At 40.1% G+C, this 18,861-nt stretch carries 18 protein-coding genes and 1 other annotated feature; of the genes, 10 read left to right on the forward strand and 8 right to left on the reverse strand.

The genetic code is table 11. The features are described 5' to 3' along the window. Nucleotides 1–2: 2 nt before the first annotated feature. On the reverse strand, nt 3–1,145 hold the full coding sequence (locus ATG70_RS00275) for a glycosyltransferase family 4 protein (RefSeq protein WP_098442400.1): 1,143 nt from the start codon (nt 1,143–1,145) through the stop codon (nt 3–5). Between the two features lie 31 nt (nt 1,146–1,176). After that, nucleotides 1,177–2,325 carry an NAD-dependent epimerase/dehydratase family protein gene (locus ATG70_RS00280; RefSeq protein ID WP_098442401.1) on the reverse strand — a complete coding sequence of 383 codons (1,149 nt, stop codon included), beginning with the start codon at nt 2,323–2,325 and terminating at the stop codon, nt 1,177–1,179. 439 nt (nt 2,326–2,764) lie between these two features. Between ATG70_RS00280 and ATG70_RS00285 the strand changes: the two genes are divergently transcribed. Continuing rightward, the gene (locus ATG70_RS00285) at nt 2,765–3,943 is read left to right on the forward strand and encodes an MFS transporter (RefSeq protein WP_098442402.1); all 1,179 of its coding nucleotides are present in this window, start codon (nt 2,765–2,767) and stop codon (nt 3,941–3,943) included. Nucleotides 3,944–3,991: 48 nt separating this feature from the next. Here ATG70_RS00285 and ATG70_RS00290 read toward each other — a convergent pair whose 3' ends face one another. Further along, nucleotides 3,992–4,189 carry a hypothetical protein gene (locus ATG70_RS00290; protein WP_098442403.1) on the reverse strand — a complete coding sequence of 66 codons (198 nt, stop codon included), beginning with the start codon at nt 4,187–4,189 and terminating at the stop codon, nt 3,992–3,994. A 133-nt stretch (nt 4,190–4,322) separates the two neighbouring features. Between ATG70_RS00290 and ATG70_RS00295 the strand changes: the two genes are divergently transcribed. The 5 genes from ATG70_RS00295 to tyrS all read left to right on the forward strand — a co-directional run bounded on the left by ATG70_RS00295 (nt 4,323) and on the right by tyrS (nt 8,297). Further along, complete coding sequence (locus tag ATG70_RS00295) at nt 4,323–4,526, forward strand: helix-turn-helix transcriptional regulator (RefSeq protein WP_098442404.1); 204 nt, start codon at nt 4,323–4,325, stop codon at nt 4,524–4,526. A 2-nt stretch (nt 4,527–4,528) separates the two neighbouring features. After that, nucleotides 4,529–4,903 carry a permease gene (locus ATG70_RS00300; protein ID WP_098442405.1) on the forward strand — a complete coding sequence of 125 codons (375 nt, stop codon included), beginning with the start codon at nt 4,529–4,531 and terminating at the stop codon, nt 4,901–4,903. 77 nt (nt 4,904–4,980) lie between these two features. After that, nucleotides 4,981–5,331: a hypothetical protein gene (locus ATG70_RS00305; protein ID WP_098442406.1), complete on the forward strand. Its 351-nt coding sequence runs from the start codon at nt 4,981–4,983 to the stop codon at nt 5,329–5,331. Nucleotides 5,332–5,707: 376 nt separating this feature from the next. Next, nucleotides 5,708–6,643, forward strand: a complete 936-nt coding sequence (gene hemH / locus ATG70_RS00310) for a ferrochelatase (protein WP_098442407.1) — start codon at nt 5,708–5,710, stop codon at nt 6,641–6,643. Nucleotides 6,644–6,766: 123 nt separating this feature from the next. Then, nucleotides 6,767–6,991: a binding site (T-box leader), on the forward strand. A gap of 58 nt (nt 6,992–7,049) precedes the next feature. Then, a complete protein-coding gene (gene tyrS / locus ATG70_RS00315) occupies nt 7,050–8,297 on the forward strand; it encodes a tyrosine--tRNA ligase (RefSeq protein ID WP_098442408.1) in 1,248 nt (415 codons plus the stop codon). 41 nt (nt 8,298–8,338) lie between these two features. On the opposite strand, the gene ATG70_RS00320 is transcribed toward tyrS, so the two are convergent. Both ATG70_RS00320 and ATG70_RS00325 read right to left on the reverse strand, forming a co-directional pair. Further along, entirely contained in the window at nt 8,339–9,097 is a 759-nt protein-coding gene (locus tag ATG70_RS00320; protein ID WP_098442409.1) for a FixH family protein, read from the reverse strand. A 260-nt stretch (nt 9,098–9,357) separates the two neighbouring features. Continuing rightward, nucleotides 9,358–10,164 carry a GNAT family N-acetyltransferase gene (locus tag ATG70_RS00325; RefSeq protein WP_098442410.1) on the reverse strand — a complete coding sequence of 269 codons (807 nt, stop codon included), beginning with the start codon at nt 10,162–10,164 and terminating at the stop codon, nt 9,358–9,360. Nucleotides 10,165–10,332: 168 nt separating this feature from the next. On the opposite strand from ATG70_RS00325, the gene ATG70_RS00330 reads away from it, so the two are divergent. Continuing rightward, nucleotides 10,333–12,453: a lamin tail domain-containing protein gene (locus tag ATG70_RS00330; protein WP_098442411.1), complete on the forward strand. Its 2,121-nt coding sequence runs from the start codon at nt 10,333–10,335 to the stop codon at nt 12,451–12,453. A gap of 97 nt (nt 12,454–12,550) precedes the next feature. Here ATG70_RS00330 and ATG70_RS22095 read toward each other — a convergent pair whose 3' ends face one another. Continuing rightward, on the reverse strand, nt 12,551–12,775 hold the full coding sequence (locus tag ATG70_RS22095; protein WP_142329525.1) for a hypothetical protein: 225 nt from the start codon (nt 12,773–12,775) through the stop codon (nt 12,551–12,553). Here ATG70_RS22095 and ATG70_RS00340 point away from each other — a divergent pair, their 5' ends adjacent. Together ATG70_RS00340 and ATG70_RS00345 are read left to right on the forward strand one after the other, a co-directional pair. Further along, on the forward strand, nt 12,776–15,220 hold the full coding sequence (locus tag ATG70_RS00340; RefSeq protein WP_098442413.1) for a metallophosphoesterase: 2,445 nt from the start codon (nt 12,776–12,778) through the stop codon (nt 15,218–15,220). Between the two features lie 116 nt (nt 15,221–15,336). Further along, a complete protein-coding gene (locus tag ATG70_RS00345; RefSeq protein WP_098442414.1) occupies nt 15,337–16,023 on the forward strand; it encodes an HAD family hydrolase in 687 nt (228 codons plus the stop codon). 2 nt (nt 16,024–16,025) lie between these two features. Here the strand turns inward: ATG70_RS00345 and ATG70_RS00350 are convergent, their stop codons facing one another. Beyond that, nucleotides 16,026–16,553 carry a cysteine hydrolase family protein gene (locus ATG70_RS00350; RefSeq protein ID WP_098442415.1) on the reverse strand — a complete coding sequence of 176 codons (528 nt, stop codon included), beginning with the start codon at nt 16,551–16,553 and terminating at the stop codon, nt 16,026–16,028. A gap of 174 nt (nt 16,554–16,727) precedes the next feature. Here ATG70_RS00350 and ATG70_RS00355 point away from each other — a divergent pair, with 174 nt between their 5' ends. Continuing rightward, the gene (locus tag ATG70_RS00355; protein WP_098442416.1) at nt 16,728–17,147 is read left to right on the forward strand and encodes an organic hydroperoxide resistance protein; all 420 of its coding nucleotides are present in this window, start codon (nt 16,728–16,730) and stop codon (nt 17,145–17,147) included. Between the two features lie 110 nt (nt 17,148–17,257). On the opposite strand, the gene ATG70_RS00360 is transcribed toward ATG70_RS00355, so the two are convergent. After that, nucleotides 17,258–18,832, reverse strand: a complete 1,575-nt coding sequence (locus tag ATG70_RS00360; protein ID WP_142329526.1) for an IS1182 family transposase — start codon at nt 18,830–18,832, stop codon at nt 17,258–17,260. Between the last annotated feature and the right edge of the window lie 29 nt (nt 18,833–18,861).

Genomic DNA, 18,861 nt, shown 5'->3' on the forward strand with positions numbered 1-18,861 from the left:
TTCTATTGGATCGCTTGTTGCTGCTTTTCTTGTTTCTGTTCAATAGCAGACTCATAGAAATCAAGTAGCTGCTGGGCAGGCCCGCGCCATCCATAATCTCTAGAATGCTCGTACGCTTCTTTCGACATTTTTTTTAGTAGTCCTGACTCTTGAAGGCGATTAATGACTTCAGTCAGATTACCGTTAGTACCTGAACGGTAGAGAAGACCAGTTGAACCATCTTCAACTTGTTCGTTCGTTGGACCTGATTCTGCGGCTATGACGGGAAGACCGCTTGCCATCGCTTCAAGAATAACGAGGCCTAATGTTTCCGTTGTTGAAGGAAACATAAAGGCGTCTGCAGAAGCATAGGCCCTGGCAAGCTCTTCTCCGTGTAGAAAACCAGTGAAGGTCACGTTCTTTAGATGAGCAAAATTCTTTTCAAGTTCACTGCGATAAGGACCATCCCCAACAATCGCAAGATGAGCATCTGGCTTTTGCTCAAGCATCGGTACAAGTGAATCGATTTCTTTTTCGAACGCTAATCTTCCGACAAAAAGAAGAAGGGTTTTATCTGGATGATCATTCGATAAGCGGCGTCGCATGTCGCTGTCACGCAGTTCAGGATTGAATCGCTCGGTATCTACGCCACGCTTCCATAAATGCATATTATAGAAATTTTGATCATTTAACTCTTCTAAGATGGCTTGTGATGTACAAAGGTTAATATCCGCTTTATTGTGCATTCTTCTGAAGTGCCACCAGAGGAGAGGTTCCGACCATGACATATTGTAGTAATCGGCGTATTTTGGCACGTGAGTATGGTAAGAGGCGATAAGGGGGACGCCAAGTTTCTTACCATACTTAATACCTGAATATCCCATAAAAGCAGGGTTAACGACGTGAACGAGATCAGGGTCAAACTCTTCTAGATAAGTTTTAATCGTACGAGTCGGCATGCCAAATTTCCGATGTTTATAGAGAAAGAATGTACGAGGCTGAACTCCATCAAAGCGAATATTCCGATAGCTACGCACTCCTAAATCTGGCGCGATGACCTGGATTTCGTGTCCTTGATCAATTAAATAATCGATCGATGCACGAAGTCTCGTCACGACACCATCTGTTGAAGGTAGGAATGTCTCGGTTACGATGGATATTTTCATAAGAACACCTCAATTAGTAATTTGCATCCCCTTACTTCCACGTAATATTCGGAAGAACGTTTTCTTTCAGGACGCGATCTTTGTATTTAAGTGCTGTATCAAGTGTTCTCGAAATGTGTTCATCTGTTAGAAGAGATGGCTCAAGCCCAAGATCAATTAAGCTCGTGTTCACTGCATGATAGTAGTGCTCTTCTTTCTCCACGCGAGGATTTTCAAGGTGATCAATGCTCACTTTAAGCCCTTTTGCTTCCGCAACACGCTGAACTTTCTCTGCAAGCTCGAGAACAGAAAATTCTTCTGTAAACTGATTGAAAACGCGGAACTCCCCTTTGTCAGCTGGATTTTCTGCTGCGATTTCAACACAGCGGATCGTATCTTTAATGTTTAAGAACGCACGTGTTTGCTTACCGGATCCATACACGGTTAAGTTATGACCAATCGCAGCCTGGATAATGAAGCGATTGAGTGCTGTACCAAATACACCGTCATAATCAAGGCGGTTGATTAGACCTTCATCATACTCATCTTCGTCCGTATGAAGTCCATAAACAATTCCTTGATTTAAGTCTGTAGCGCGAATGCCCCAAATTTTGCAGGCAAACTGAATGTTATGGCTATCATGAACTTTTGATAAATGGTAGAACGATCCCGGCTGTTTCGGGAATGGAAGGACATCTTCTCGTCCTTTATGTTCGATTTTTATGTATCCTTCTTCAATATCTATGTTAGGCTGGCCGTATTCACCCATTGTGCCCAATTTAATCAGGTGACAATCAGGTGTTACTTCTTTAATCGCATAGAGAACGTTTAAGTTACCAACAACGTTGTTGGTTTGTGTAAACACGGCATGTTCACGATCAATCATCGAATAGGGAGCTGAGCGTTGTTCAGCAAAATGGACAAAAGCTTCTGGCTGCACTTGTTTGAAGATCTCTTTTAAGAAATCATAGTGCATCAGATCACAATCATATACGGAGATATGCTTGCCTGTTTTTTCTTCCCATCGTTTCACACGCTCTTCTAGTGGTAAGATTGGTGTAAGTGAATTAGAACGTAGTTCGTCATCCCACTTTCGTCGAACCATGTTATCAACGATTGTTACATCATGGCCCTGTTTTGATAAGTAAAGTGCGGTTGGCCAACCACAGAAACCATCTCCGCCTGCTACAATAATTCTCATAGATTCTACCTCCATCACAATGGTCGATTTAGTTGTGAAATCCTTGCTTTATCAAGTATTTACGATAGCATTCATCAAGATTGCATTCAACTTAGGACATTCTAATTTACGAAAACTTTAAATGAATCTGTGAACGTACACCTCTTTCATTCCCTAAACAAAGTGCGGGTACACCTTTAAGTTTGCCTGAAACGCTTTATAAAAACAATTAATTAATTTAGAAAATTAAAAAGAATAAAATTGGAATATGTTAGAATAAAAAAAGAAATGTATCAATGGCGTATTAATCTCATCATAATCCCCATACAAATTGTGCTAGTACATACTGATTCCGGCTTGCTTTATTTTGTGAATAACTTGGAGAAATGGAGTGATTGTTCCAATGTAAACTGACTACCCTTACTTTGTGAAAGAACAAAACTAAAAAGGGGTAGTTATGATGAGATTTCGTTCATTTCGTTTTCTATGGGTTGGGCAGGCGTTTGCCAACATGGGGGACGTTCTCTATATTGTGGCGCTTATTGCTGTTCTTTACCAGGCAACGGGTTCTGCACTTTATCTTTCGCTGTTACCGTTCACAATTACAATTGCTCGTTTTGTGAGCGGAATGTGTGCACCGCTCGTATTAAACCGTGTGTCGTTAAAAGGATTGCTCGTCGGTTCACAATGTTTAAAGACGGTGCTGCTAGGATGGCTTGGTCTGTATTTATGGAGTTTCACTCCTTCCGTGCTGTTCATACTAATGATTGCTTTTCTAATTGCATTTTTGGATGGATGGGCGGCACCTGCTCGGAATGCCATGATTCCTCAACTCGTTTCGGAAAATGAACTTGCGAAAGCGAATAGTTTTGTAGCGGTTGTTGATCAATCGATTCAATTTGGAGGTTGGGCGATTGGCGGTATAATGGTTGCGGCTACGTCTGGCTTTATTGTGATTTGGATTACTTTTTTGATGTATGTCATTTCTACGCTCATGATGGGGTTCATCGTCGTAAAAGGTTATCAAGATCGGCAAACGAAAATTCAAATGATGAGCGGTTGGAAAATCATTTGGAAACATCCAGTTCTACGTGTTGTTCATATTATGATCGTTATTGAAGCTATTGCAAATGTCGTCTGGATTGCTGCGATTCTTTATATCTTTGTGGAAGAAGTGCTGATGAAATCAGAAGCATGGTGGGGATATTTAAATGCAAGCTTTTTCATCGGTTTAATTGCTGGTGGTATGGCAGTATCGAGATATACGCGTTGGTTTGAACGGTATATGAAGGAAACGCTACTCATGACGTGCTTTTCTATTAGTATTCTCACGTTTATCTTTGGCATAACAAGTGTCCCTGTTGTAGCTTTTCTGTTAACTGTACTTTCTGGAGTAGTTGAACAAATCAAATCCATAGCGATGGTGACAATGATTCAAAAAAAATGTCCGAATGATTCTCTTCCTGAGGTATTTAGTGCACAGAGTGCTCTAATCTCGATCACGTTTGGTCTTGGATCTTTGCTTTATGGGTTTCTTGCTGAGCTTGTTAATGTGTCATTTGTTTTTGGTTTGTCAGGAGTCTTATTGTTAGGATCAGCGCTTTATTTACGAAAGAACATTCACGTCTTTAATGAATAGTAAGAAACAGCCCTCATGCTAGCCTAGCAAGGGGGCTGTTTCTCGTGTTTATCGATTTTGATCTTTATTTCCTGTTACATCGATAGCGGGCGTATTGTTGCCGAGATAGCTAGTAGGATGAGTTGGTTCCTCGCCATAGAAATCTTCATTGATTTTTTCGTCAACATTTACAGGGGCTTTCCCTTTGTAAAAGGAATCGTTGATCTTTTTGTTGGCGCGCACGGCTTCGCTCGGATCTTGTTTCATTTTCCACCTCCTTATTTCGTCTGGACCTATTTAGCATGTGTAGTTTAGTGGGAGATCATGTTTTGTAAAGTTCACTTTACGTAAAGTGTGCTTTACGTTAAAATAATGGTGAAGAAGTTAGGAGGCCTTTTAATTGAAAAATGTGCTCCGTGAAAAAAGAAGAGAAAAAGGCTATTCACAAGATCGTCTGGCAGAAATACTGGGCGTATCAAGACAAACGATTATTTCAATAGAAAAAGGAAAATACAATCCTTCTTTACCGCTAGCACTTGAAATGGCGAAATTGTTTGGAACGATTGTGGAGGAGATTTTTTATTTAGATTCAGAGGGGGAGTAGGTGTGGCAATCAATAAAGCGTATCTTGTTTTTGGCGTCTTTTTTGCTTTAAATGCTTTATTACTACTGAGCGTTGGGATTGGTACAGGTAATGAACCGATTCCTGCCAGTTATATGCTGATATCAATGTCCATCATGGGTTTTTGCTTAAGTTACCTTCAGCCGCAATTTAAGGCGAAAGATGAGCGAAGTCGCATGATTCGAGAGAAAGGGATGTTTTATTCCTATTTTGCTGTGCTTGGGTATATCATGGTGTTTCTTTCTCTTCTTCAATTCAACATTGTGGATATCAGTGCAGTAACGGTGCTGAATGTGTTAGCTGCCATGCTGATTAGTACCGTTTTTGTTTCAATGGTGATCGTCGCTAAGCAGCATTAAATGCCATCACGATGATTAGAACGGATGAGAATCGGGAAACCCTTTTTATGAGATCATCAAAAAGGAGTTGGATTGACATGAGTAAATCATTACAAGCCTATTTTACAACAGAGAACGATGCAGAAAGTGCAAAAGCTGATTTGCAGACTTATTCGGTAAGTCAATTGTCAGTTGAACATATTCCAGAAGATAAAAAGCTTAACATTGATGCACCTATTCCAGGACAGGGAACAGCTACACCGGCTGGAGCGAACAACGATTTGTTCTTCTCAAACGAAACGCCTACAGGTAAACAAGAAGAAAATGCAGACCCTTCTGGGAAGGCAGATCGAGAGTTTCGCTATTTGTTAGCATTTGAAACAGATGAATCAGATGATACAGATTTACGTGAAGTGGTTTCAAAACATAATGGTGCTATGGAGAAATAAGGATAAGAGCTGCGCGAATGTGCGCAGCTTTTTCTTTTGAGTGGCGGTAGGGGGTCAGGTACGTACCTGACCCCCGCTTCACTACCGCGCTACTTCACAGCAGTATGAAAACAATCGTTGGTGGGCAGGCTTGAGATTGAAGTAGAAGAAGAGAAAGACAGAACGCACGATGTCCGCTATACTAGTGAAGGAAGCGCATCGGAAGTGGCAATCTACATAAAGATTTGGTTCAATGAGTATGACACAAAACGTTGCGAATTTAAGATCAGATTCCTTTGATTCAGGGGAGAAAAAAAGGTATACTGATATCTAGATGATAATGATTACAAAAAGATAGTGTGTTTAATTAATAACTGGACGAGAGGGGAACACATTCATGGCTAAAAAAACAATGGGATTACTCGTAATGGCGTATGGAACACCGTATAAAGAAGAGGATATTGAACGGTATTACACACATATACGACGTGGTCGTAAGCCGTCTGATGAACAATTAAAAGACCTCCAAGATCGTTACAAAGCCATTGGTGGCATTTCGCCACTTGCGAAAATAACAGAAGACCAGGCGAAAGGGCTAGAAGCTCATCTTAATAAGGTTCAAGATGAAATTGAATTTAAGCTATATATCGGATTAAAGCATATTGAACCTTTTGTTGAAGATGCTGTTCAAGAGATGCACAATGATGGAATTGAAGAAGCGGTTAGCATCGTCCTCGCTCCTCATTTCTCAACATTTAGCATCAAATCATACAATGGACGAGCTAAACAAGAAGCGGAGAAAATCGGAGGGCCGGTTATTCATTCGGTAGAAAGCTGGTATGATGAGCCAAAGTTTATCTCCTATTGGGCAAAAAGAATAAAAGCTATCTTTGACGACATGTCTGACCAAGAGCGTGAAAAAGCAGTACTAATTGTTTCTGCCCATAGCTTACCTGAGAAAATCATCGCAAATGGAGACCCTTACCCTGATCAATTGAAAGAAACAGCCGACCTCATCGTTGAAGAGTCTGGCGTGAAAAACGTGGCAATCGGTTGGCAAAGTGAAGGAAACACACCTGATCCATGGATCGGTCCTGACGTACAGGATTTAACGAGAGATCTTCACGAAAAGCAAGGTTTTACTTCGTTCGTTTATGCACCAGTCGGTTTTGTCGCTGATCATCTAGAAGTATTGTTCGATAATGACTACGAATGTAAAGTTGTGACCGATGAAATTGGCGCAAACTACTATCGACCTGAAATGCCGAACGCACAGGATGAATTTATTGAGATTCTTTCAACAGTCGTTTTGAAAGAACTGAATCATAAGTAAAAGGAGAAAGGCTGTCATGCACGGCGGCTTTCTTTTTAGGAAAGTAGTCTATTACTCGAATAGATGAATTGACAACCAAAGTAAAAGAAGATAAAGTAATGAGAAATTGATGTATCGGAATAATCAAAAGCTGTGAAGAGGAAGCAGTAGCGCGTTATGATCAGTAGTGACAGAGAACCAGTGGGTGGTGTGAACTGGTACAGCATAGCCGTGAATTACCCCTCAGAGCTTTCTTGACGAACGGAGTGATCTTACTAGTCAGGAACGGAAGAACCGTTATCCAAATCGAGCCGGAAGAATTTATTTCTTCAATCAGGGTGGTATCGCGTGTTAAGCCACGTCCCTATTTATTATAGGGGCGTGGCTTTTAATATTATAAAAATTATTTTTTAGGAGGTCGACAGGAATGAACAGCATCATGGATCACTTATCAGCAGAACAAAGAAAGGAAATGGAAAGGCAATATGCGGTCTATACCCATGGAACGAGTCAAGTCATTCCTGGAGAGGAGCTTAAGGAGAAAATCGCTACTTCACTTCTAAAAAATAAGCCGCTTAAAGTTAAATTGGGTCTTGATCCTTCAGCGCCCGATGTTCATATTGGACACACCGTTGTGTTAAATAAATTAAGACAGTTTCAAGAAAATGGTCACATTATCCAACTGATTATTGGAGATTTCACCGGAAAAATTGGTGACCCGACAGGAAAGTCTACGGCAAGAGTGCAGCTTACTGACGAAGAAGTGGAACGAAATGCAAAGACTTACCTTGAGCAGTTTGGAAAAGTTTTGGATCAAAGCAAGGTAGAGCTTCACTATAATTCAAAGTGGCTTTCTGAATTAAAATTTGAAGATGTAATTGAACTCGCCGGAAAAATTACAGTTGCTCGTCTACTTGAACGTGACGACTTTGAAAATCGAATGAAGGCGAATAAACCTGTTTCTCTTCATGAATTCTTTTACCCACTCATGCAAGGCTATGACTCTGTTCATTTAGAAAGTGATATCGAACTCGGTGGAAACGATCAATATTTCAACGTTCTCATGGGGCGTCACCTACAGGAGCAGTTTGGGAAAGAGAAGCAAGTTGTGTTAATGATGCCGCTGCTTGAAGGGTTAGATGGAATTGAGAAAATGTCTAAATCAAAAGGGAACTACATCGGCATTACAGAGAAGCCATCCGAAATGTATGGCAAAGCGATGTCCATTCCGGATGAGCTAGTTATAAAGTATACGGAACTCATTACGGACTTATCTCTTGATGAAAAGCTAGCGGTTCGACAGCAAATTGAACAAGATCACATTCACCCTAGAACGGCGAAAATGAATCTCGCCAAAACCATAGTACGCATGTTTCATGGAGAAACAGCTTCTCAAGATGCGGAAGCGCAATTTCAACAAGTATTTCAACAAAAACAGCTGCCAACCGATATTGAGGAAGTCCTATGGGAAGGTGAGCGCTCGATCTCAGTGCCGAATCTAGTTGTTTCGCTCGACATGCTACCCTCAACGAGTGAAGCGAGACGAATGGTGAAAAATGGTGGCATTAAATTGAATGAGACCAAAGTCACAAATGTTAACGAGGACGTGACACTTGAGGATGGACTCGTGGTTCAAGTAGGAAAACGAAAATTTAAGAAGATCAAATTAAACTAATAAAAGGCTCTCCCTTCGAAGTTAAAGGGAGAGCCTTATCGTTATTCTGTGATTGTCAAGTTTTCTTCTGTATGTTCATGAAGTCCTTCGTCATTCTCTACATGAATGGTAACCGTGTAATTACCAGCTTCTTTAAAAGAAGTTGTGGCTTCGTATTCGCTATCTTTCATTTCTTCTGCGTCAACCCACTTAGCTTTTTCTTCATCCACTTTCGAAATTTCATAACGAACGTCAGCACCTGTTAAAGGGGCATCGTCTTTTTGCAGGTGTGCCATTAGGGAGACCTCTTTATTTGCTTTCATTTCTTCTGGCTTCATCATATGAATGGATACAGCGCTTTCATGTTCGTGCGCGTGTTCGTGACTTGCAGAGTCAGCTTCTTCTTCAGAACCGACAATGATTTCATTTTTCGGCATCGTATGTAGATCGCGAGCTGTCACATGAGATTGAACAAAATGTTTTCCAGCCTTATCGAGTTGCTTTTCAGCCGAATACACGCCATCGCCATCATGAGAAGCTTCGATCATTTCGCTCTCTTCTTTGGATCCTTCTTTCCATACTTCAAATATCACTTCATCTGCATCGTCTACCTTTTCTTCTCCTTGCGTAACCGTGGCAGAGAATGTAACCTTTTCTCCTTTTTCTACTTTTTCAGGAGTATCAAGTGCAACATCAAGCGTTTCCACCTGCGTTTCTTCTGCTGTCGAATTGTTTTCAGTTTCATTCGCATTATCCTGTCCGCATGCCGCTAAAATAATCGCCACACTAAGAATAGAAACCAACGATCCTAATTTTTTCATTTCATTCTTCCTTTCATTATCCACTAAACGATTTTCTAAGTTTACAGTATGACCAAAAATCGAATCTTGTAAACTCGATCAACACTTTAATAGTAAGAAAGTTAGGCGGTGATCTCAAGTGGATATTAGATAGACATGTGACTAGCTCATGACAAAATGGTTTAACTCCTAGCTTGTCATAGGGAATTAAGCAAGGGATGAGAAAAAAGGTTAACCCCTAACAAGAAGAAAACGGTTCGCTTGGAGAGGGAGCGTTTTCTTTAAATCATAGGTGTGCCGGTTTGAAAATGAATCATCATCCATTTCTCAATATCCTGAAATCCTATCCGTTTATAAATCTTACCTGCGTCAGGATTATCATAGAAAAGACAAAGCACTTTCCCTTCGTGTAGAACCTCGAAACATAACTTACTCGTACATGTTGTAGCATAACCGTTCCGTTTATAGTCTGGTAAAGTGCACACGCCCACAACCATGGCGGATTGAGAGTTTTCTGCTGCTGTAGAGGCGGCTGATACAGGCTGGCCGTCCCTTTCAATATAGTAGGTTCTCGATAAGCCTTTCTCTTGATTACGTTGTTTTTCCTCTACGGTTTCGGTGGCATCAAACTCATCAATCTTATTATGTAGGGAATGAATTTTATTTAGATCATTTAAATCTGCTTTTTTCACTTCTTCTATGTTCTTTAGGGAAAGCTGCTCCACGCTTTCACACTTTGCATAGAACAGTTCCCGACTTGAATGAGGGGAGTGTGAGATGTGTGGCTGAATGTGATTGGTTACTCGCTTTAGACCTGACATCATCAAGAAGGATGTATCATTTGAAATCACCTGTGCAAAACCTTCCGCATCAAATTCGGCAGGAGCAAAGGGGATATAGTTTCTTTCATATTTTAATAGAACAGCTCGTAATGTTCCGTCCTCAGAGAAATCTCCCCACAGCTTTTGGAATGGTTGATCATATCCGTAGGCTTCAATGTCTCCTAGTATAAACAAATTTTCAGCTGCATGCGGCGTTAGTAAGGAAAGGCATTGGTGATGGTCTTTTTCTGTTAATCGTCTAATCAATTGGTTTATTCCCTCCTTTTGGATACTAACTTTCAATTTTACATAAGGAATTCAAAAAGTAAATAGATTCGGAAAATTTATCCTAATTTTACAATTTGTAAATAAGCCATTAATAGTTCAACTCTACTATAAGAGTGGGGGCCACTATGAATGAATTAGGGGGATGAAATGAAAAGGAATAAAGGTTTTAAATTAGTCAGTGTAGGAATGATTGGATGCATGTTACTTTCGATGATGTTTTCAACGATCATTGAAACCGCAGCACAAGCAGAGGAAGGTGGGTTCTATCCGCTTCTTATTACAGAAATATCACCGAATATTAAAGGGGCGGAAGATTATGAGTATGTGGAGCTTTACAATAATACCAATCAGCCACTTTATTTAAACGATTACGAATTCCTTTATCGCTATACAGATGGAAGCGATCAAGACAAAAAACTGACTGTCGAACCAGCCGTCATCGCTCCAAGCGAAACAAAGGTGTTATGGTATAACAAAAGCGGCAAAACGATTGTTGATTTTGAAAATCACTATGGAGTGAGCGACCTTCAAGATCATGTGATTAGTCTTGGTGGAGAAGAATTTAGTGGTTTTTCAAACGGAGGTAATCGAGGGGTTGTTCTCTTAGATGGAAAGGGGAATGAAATGCTTCATGCCAGTTATACTGGTGATCAGGCAGCTGAGGATTTGAGCGTCCATTATCAATATCCTACTGGTGATAAAGAGATGGTCGTTTATCAAGCAAAACAAGCGCCAACACCAGGAAGTGTTGAGGAGTCCCAGGTTCCACTTAGTCCTCAACCATTATCGAATGTTGCTATTACTCATGATGCACTGACAACGCAAAGTGCAAATGAAGATATGACGATTACTGCTGGAATAACAGCGGAAACCGAATTGCAACAAGTTTCGATTGTTTATCAGGCATCTCAATTAGAAGTACCTGTTGAACTTCAAATGAAGAAAGTAGAAGATCCTTCAGAACCTTATGGAGGAGTCTACGAAGGCATCATCTCCAAAGAGAATTTTGCTTTTTCAAAGGAAATGACTTACTACATAAAGGTTGAAACAGCTCGATATACAAAGAACCATCCTATTCATTCCGGTGAGCCGTTTACAATAAAAATAGAAGAAGCCTTAAAAAATGAGCCGCCGGTAATCACTCATGAAGTTCCTCAACCAACTGGAAATCAAGATGTGACAATTTCCGCGGAAATAAAAGACGATACTGGGGTGCAATCTGCCGTATTATTCTATCGTCAGGATGAAGAGATGGAACCAGTCTCCATTCCTATGGAGATTGAAGAGGGAGATGTGTATACAGCCGTTATTCCATCTAAAAAGCTTTGGTCTAATAAAATTGTCTATACGATTGAAGCGAATGATGGCAAGCACTCAGTGACTTCTGAAGAGTATCAAATTAACGTTGATCGTCCGGAAATTGATTCAGGGAAATTGCCAGAGTTACTCGTTACAGAAGTTGTTCCTGATTCAACGAATGTTAACGGAGCGGATGGGTATGAATTTATCGAGGTTTACAATACGACAGATCAAGCAATTAACTTCAAGGATTATAAAATCCAGTATCGGTACCCGATGGATGGCCCGGAAGCAGATTTGATTTGGTCACCTCAAAAAGAAGATGTCACCATTCCTTCAGGTCAATCAATGGTTTTTTGGATTATCAATTCAGCAAATCAAAACGAAACGGTTGCTGATTTTAACAAGAATTACGGATCAGCGCTAGTTGAAAATGAATCCATTGTAAAAGTAGAATCGAATGGGATGTCGAATAGCAGTTCCCGAGGAATCCTTGTTGCAACGAATACGGGGAAAGAGATTTCGATTGGTAATTATAACGATCAGGTCGGCATTGATGATACCGCTGCAAATAAAGGGATTCTTTATACGTATCCAACAGATGGTACACAAATATTAAGGAAAATCAGCAGTGCTACTGAGCCAGCTTCTCCAGGTAATGTGTTACCAGGTCAGGTACCCGCTGATTTAATCAAGGTAGAAGAAGATAGCGAACCCCCTTCTATTGAAGCGCTACATGATTTTGAGAAAATGAAGCAAACAGAAAATATCGAACTAATCTTTGATGCCGAGGATAATCATCTTGTGAAGACAGTAGCACTTTTCTATAAGCATGAGAGTGAAGAGAACTTCCGCAAAGTGTATTTAAAAGAAGACTTTGACGATACATTCTATCATCGTAAAAGATGGCGATATTCTCTCTGGAAAGGAAATCATAAAAGGTGCGGCAGATGGAGCAACACCAGATGATCTCCTTCTAAAAATCGATGGGGAAGAGCCAACAAACACGTTTAAAGCATTACACCATTTATTCACCCGATTTAATTGGTAGAAATGGAATTGAGTATTATACGGAAGTATCTGATGGAACGAACCGTATCAAAAGTGAGGTAAAAAAGATTGAGATTGAACAGCCAGTGAAGGAGGCCGTTCGATTAAATGCTATTTCAAGCTGACTGGATTGGATCGGAACCGATAGCGTCATGTAGCGATTGATTGTATCATCAAAAATAAGAAGCGCTTCTTCTCCCATCGTCACGCCATTTTTGAAAAAGAGATTTGTTTTCTTCACATGAACCAAAATACGATTAGCATTCGTTCTGGAACGAAAGTATCACCATTTGACGACAATTCAGAAGAAAACCGTGATGATTTCTATGTCAAGAATATTCGACTTGTCATGAGTGATGGCACAATGATTCAAGACGAAGCTTATATGAATCCAGAACAGGAACTTACAATTGGAGACGGGGGAGGAGCTGCTCCAGTTATCGATTTTAACTTTACTCTTTCAGAAGACCTCTTTTCTTCTCTTGCTTACCAGTGGGATACAAGAAAGACAAGGGACGGTTTGCATACCATTCAGGTTCGCGATCCTAAGAAAGGGAGCATGGAAAAAACAGTTCTTGTTGATAATACAGCTCCAACGATCCTCCCAACGATAGAAACAAAAGAATATAAAGGGAAGTTTACGATTGATGCACAGCTTGTTGATAAAACATCAGGGATGGAAGAGCTAACCGCAACGCTTGATGGAGAAACAATCGAATTGCCTTATGAGACATCTTCTGTTGAACTAGAGGCTGGTGAGCACGTTGCGGTATTTACAGGATATGATGTAGCTGGAAACAAAGCAGAAGAAAAGGTTCCATTTACAGTAGTAGAAGAACAGCCTGAAAAACCTGAAGTCATTTCACCAGAGAATGGAGAAGGAAATGTAACAGGAAACCCAAAGCTAAAAGTACTTGTGGAAGATCCAACAAATGATAAGTTAGACGTTGATTTTTATAAAGGCTATCAATATTCCGCTGGAGATAAAAATATTAGCGTCCATGCGAACACAGTAGATACAGAACCGCCTGGCGTTTTTGAACCAGAAGGGGAGAAAGCATTCACTGAAAAAGAGATTCAGCTAATTTCAGAAGTAGATCAACAATATATGACCACTGATTCAACAACTCAATTCCCATATCACCGTTTTGATATTGAGGTAGAAGAGGCGGTTCAGGATGGTGATCGAATTGCTCTTAATTGGAAAGGAAAATCATTAGAAGGAAGAAAAGTATCGATGTATGCCTGGAACCATAATCAGGAAAACTGGTATCCGATTGTGCAGCAGATCGCACCAGAAGGAGATTTCACTCTTGAAGGATCTGTCACGGCCAAAGATTATGTGAAAGACCAAAAAGTGACGGTTCTTGTTCAAGACGAAATTCCAGAAAATCGTAATCAATATGATTATACGTTTGTATGGATGAGCGATACGCAATATTATTCTGAGAGCTATCCGTATATTTATCAAAAGCAAACTGAGTGGATTAAAGATCAGCAAGAAGAAATGAAAATTAAATACGTGTTCCATACCGGAGATTTAGTGGATGAAGCGGATAAAGTCTACCAGTGGAACAATGCAGATGCAAGTATGAAAGTGCTTGATGATGCCGGCATTCGTTACGGTGTTCTAGCAGGTAACCATGATGTTGATAATAAAACCGGTGACTATACAGCCTTTTCGAAGTATTTTGGAGAGTCGCGCTTTAACGGTCGAGATTATTATGGTGAGTCTTATCAAGATAACAGGGGACACTATGACCTTATCTCTGAGAATGGCAATGATTATCTGATGCTTTATATGGGCTGGGGAATTGAGCAAGAGGAAATCGACTGGATGAATGCTGTTTTAGCTCAGTATCCTGATCGAATGGCGATTCTATCTTTCCATGAATATTTGCTTGTTTCAGGAAATCGAAGCCCACTTGCAGACGAAATCTATGAAAAGGTTGTTGTGCCAAATAAGAATGTTGTTGCAACTTTATCAGGCCATTACCATGACAGTGAGTTATTAGTAAATGAAATTGATGACGATGGTGATGGGAGAGCAGATCGAAACGTGTATCAAATTCTTGCAGACTATCAGGGAGGACCAGAAGGCGGGCAGGGGTATTTACGTTTGTTACATGTCGATGTTGCGAATAATCGAATCTATATGAACACATATTCTCCTTACTTAGATGATTATAACTTCTATGATAATGAGCAATACCCAGGAAAAGATGAATTTACGATTGATCTTAATCTAGAGCCACAAGTGAAACGTGTAGCGACTGATTATTTTGAAGTAAATGTTTATACGGAAGAAAAAATCGGTTCAGATCGCGGTGTAAGGAGTGGAGCCATTGCTGAAGCGAAATGGAAGAAGCTTGCTAAAGGTGAAACGTATTATTGGTATGCCACCGCTTCTGATCAGTTTGGGGGGAAAACAACGTCTGACATCTGGCACTTTACAATGAAGGGGTCAAAAAATGAGAGAGTCGAAAAAGAGAAAGATAAAGAACCTACTCAAAAAGAGGATCTAAAAAAAGAGGATAAAGAAGTAAAAGAAGATAAGAAAGGTGAGAATGGGATTAAGAAAGTTCAAACGAAAGATGAACAAAAACCTAAACCGAACGATGAGCTTGTAGATGAAGAGAATTCAAGCAGTGAGCAAGTAAACGAAGAAGATCCTGAGAATAAATAATTTTGCGGAGATCGTGAGTCTGACTCACGATCTCTTTGTTTTGGAAGGAAATATACGCTCTATAACAGAAGTGAAGAGAGAGAAGTGTGAGCAAACAATGAAAGGAATTAAGAAGGATGATAAAAGGAATTCTCTTTGACCTGGATGAAACACTTTTAAATCGAAAAGAATCGGTGGAATCTTTTATACAAGATCAGTATAAGCGCTACAAACCCTATTTGGCAGGAGTAAAAGGAGAAACGTATTGCTCTCGTTTCATTGAACTTGATAACAACGGATACACGTGGAAAGATAGCGTCTATGAGAGGTTAGTAGATGAATATCAATTACCGTTATCTTCTGTAGAGCTTTTAGATGATTATCTTCTTTATTTTAAACAGCATTGTCACCCTTTTCCAGGCATGCTAGAAATGCTTGAGGCGTTGAAAAAACGGCACTACAAACTTGGCATCATTACAAATGGAAGAACGTCATTTCAACTAAGCAATATTCGTGCTCTTGGAATTGAAGTGTATTTTGATACCATTGTTATTTCAGAGAAGGAAGAAGTAAAAAAACCTGAGAAAACGATATTTCGACGAGCACTTGAACGTATCGGTTTAGAAGCTCATGAAGCAGTTTTTGTAGGAGATCATCTCATTAACGACATAAAAGGTGCGAAAGACGTAGGGATGAAAGCGATATGGAAAAAACGAGATAAGGAAATCGTAGAGACGGGGATAGACTACGTCTATTCGTTGATCGACCTATTATCCGTTGTAGAGGAATGGAATGCGAATAGAAACAAAACTAATCAACATTGAACCTAGCGAAGCCTGTCTACAAATTGATCAGTTGAGATGGTGTTTGCAAACCATTGAAGCGTATGATTATGATGTTGAATCATTTGTGAAGCCTTTAGAATCGGCGTATCCCAGGTACTATGTGCATCTTCAATTAAATGTGTAGAAAAGCCTTTAGAGTGGGCACTTCGGCATGTTGTATCGATACAAACTTCTGTTTGAAGGCCGGCGATGAGTAAGTTTTTGATCCCATTGTCATGTAGCTGTTTTTCAAGAGTTGTTTCACAAAAGGAATCGGGTGTCGTTTTCTGAATCACGAGATCGTCTTTTTCAACAGTTAGAAAAGGATGAAGCTTCCAGTTTTCGCTATGTCGCTGTAAATTTAATCCTTTGGACTCGTGTTGAATGTAGAAGATGGGCATTTGTTTCGATTTAGCAGATGCGATCAGTTTTTTAAGGTTATATAAAAGTTTTGCATCATGATAGACGGATCCTCCGCGTTGAAACATGCGATTTTGAACATCGATAATGAGAAGTGCAGTTTCTTGCAAAAATATCTCCCCCTCCAATAATAAGAACAAGTGTTCTGTTATTTATAATACACTTATCAAAAGAAAAATTCAATCTGTATTTGAAAAAAACATTCATTGGCACTATGAATGTTTAAAACAGGTAAAAAAAGGGGACATTTCAGTTGTATGCAAATTAGAAGGAGCTGATATTCAATGAGTAATGTAATGTTTACTTCACAAGCAACTGCAGAAGGCGGACGTAATGGACAAGTTAAATCTTCGGACGGTTTAATTGACTTAAATCTTGTTATGCCAACAGAGAAATCAAGCGAAACAGGCTCAAACCCTGAGCAACTGTTTGCTGCTGCTTATGCCGCTTGCTATGATGGTGCATTAAACCTTGTGGCATCGAAGAAAAAAATGGACATTGATTCAAAAATCACAGCAGACGTTAGCTTGTTGAAAGATGAAGCAGATAATGGCTTCAAAATTGGCGCAGCCCTTACTGTAGAAATTAAAGGTGTTAGCCAGGAAGACGCAGAAATGTTAGCAAAAGAAGCTCACAAAGTATGTCCTTACTCTAAGGCAACACGAGGCAATATTGACGTAGAAATTAACGCAAAAGCTGTTTAATAGCTAAAGAGGCTGGGACATAACTAGCCTGAAATATCGATAAAAAGGTTCCGTTCATCGTTTTTGATGAACGGAACCTTTTTTGTTCGGTTATTCCTAAGATTATTGGATCACTCTGCACTCATGGCGGTGTACTTTCTCAAGTTCACCGCCATGATCGCAAAGCCCATTTCATTTTTGACCTTCTCTTTGCCCCTTACGGACATCCGAGTGAAACCCAAAATAGCCTTCAGAAATCCAAAAACTGGCTCTACATCGATTTTCCGTTGACCGTAGATTTCACCTGTTTTTTCGTCCGAAAGCAGCTCTTTAACCTTATTCTTTTGTTGTTCCCACTTGGTATTGTAATAGATTCTCCGATTCGTGCCATCTTTGGTCTTTGTACATTGTTTACGTAAGGGACAACCGGTACAATCTTCGCATTCATAAACTTTAAATTCTCGTTTGAAGCCACTCCGGTCAGTGCGATGAGAGACGTAACGGAACGGCAACAGTTTCCCATTTGGGCATGTGAATAAATCTTCTTCTTCATTGTAGTCCCAGTTGGATACGCGAAACGTATCCTTCGTAAAGCTCTTCTTTTTCTCTTTGCGATAGGTATTGTACGTGATGAGAGGGATTCGCTTCCGATTCTCCAGGACATCGATGTAGTTTTCTTCGCTTCCATAACCGGCATCCGCGACGATGTAAGGTGGGAGTTTAAAGGAATCATTCTCCACACGATCTAGAAAGGGACGAAATGTGCGTGTATCCGTTGGATTCGGGAAGATATCATAAGCGAGCGTATATTGTCCCTCCGTCGCAATCTGGAGATTGTAACCGGCTTTGAGTTGCCCATTTTTCATATAGTCATCTTTCATGCGCATGAACGTGGCATCGTGATCGGTTTTGGAATAACTGTTCCGTTCTTTGAAGATAGCCATATCGTTTTCGTATTTTGTTTTGCGCAATACGAAATCCTTCATTTGTTTAAGGAACTGCTTCGATCCTTTTCGCTCTGAACGAAGCTTTTTTCGTTCGGTTACATCGGCACTGGTTTCAATCTTCTCATTGTATTCTCCGACTTTTTCTTCTAGCTTTTCTTCTATTTTAGAAAGTTCTTTAATGGAAAGTTGTTCTGGACTTTCCCGTTCGATTTCGGGGATCACTTCTTTTTCAATCAACTCATCGTACATCGCATTCGACTTTTCAATCAGACTCTCGCTGTACCTTTCAACAGCCTTTCGCCACACAAATGTAAACTTATTGGCATTCGCTTCAATCTTCGTACCATCAATAAAGATCGCTTCATCATCAATGAGGTCTTTTTGAACGAGCTGACAACGAAACTGTACGAAGCCCTGACGAAGAAGTTCTTTGACTTCTGGGTGGACACGGAACCGATTGATTGTGCGATAGCTGGGTTCATACCCTTGCGCTAACCACATCATCCGTACACTATCCTTGAGGAGACCTTCAATCTTTCTTCCTGAAAAAGCCGATTGGGTGTACGCACATAAAATAACTTTCATCATCATACGTGGGTGATAAGCAGGGCATCCCGTATCACGTAGGAACGCAGAAAAAGCTTCATCCGGAATCTGTTCGACCAACTCATGGACGGCATAGGCGATATCATTTTCTTGTAATTTCATTTCTAAATCTAGGGGCAAAATCACTTGATTCATGTTATAATCTTTAAACATAAGGGCACCTCCGATGGTTATTGTGTGGT

It is taken from the genome of Bacillus sp. es.036, assembly GCF_002563635.1.
GTDB lineage: Bacteria > Bacillota > Bacilli > Bacillales > Guptibacillaceae > Guptibacillus.